The 293-nt window shown below is 65.9% G+C and carries 1 pseudogene; it reads left to right on the top strand.

The window, feature by feature from the left end:
* Positions 1-293, top strand: a pseudogene (locus FLQ44_RS10945) (hypothetical protein); the annotation flags it as partial.

Genomic DNA, 293 nt, shown 5'->3' with positions numbered 1-293 from the left:
GCGTCGACGGCAAGCGCCTGCCGGCGGTGGAGATCCTGGTCAACACCCCGCTGATCCGCGACATGATCCGCCGCGGCCAGGTGCATGAGGTCAAGGAAGCGATGGAGCGCTCGCTGCAGGAAGGCATGCAGACCTTCGACCAGGCCCTGTACCGCCTCTACAAGGAAGGCAAGATCGAACTCGAGGAAGCCCTGCGCAAGGCCGACTCGCGCGACGGCCTGTCGCTGAAGATCCGCCTTTCCGAAGGCGGCTCGGACGAGCACGACCCCTACGAAGACACCTTCCACGCCGCC

Origin of the sequence: Vogesella mureinivorans (assembly GCF_007644035.1) — a bacterium.
In the GTDB taxonomy this organism is placed as follows: Bacteria; Pseudomonadota; Gammaproteobacteria; order Burkholderiales; family Chromobacteriaceae; genus Vogesella; species Vogesella mureinivorans.
The sequence above is the reverse complement of the archived record's forward strand: the minus strand, read 5'-3'. Positions and strand labels throughout refer to the sequence as shown.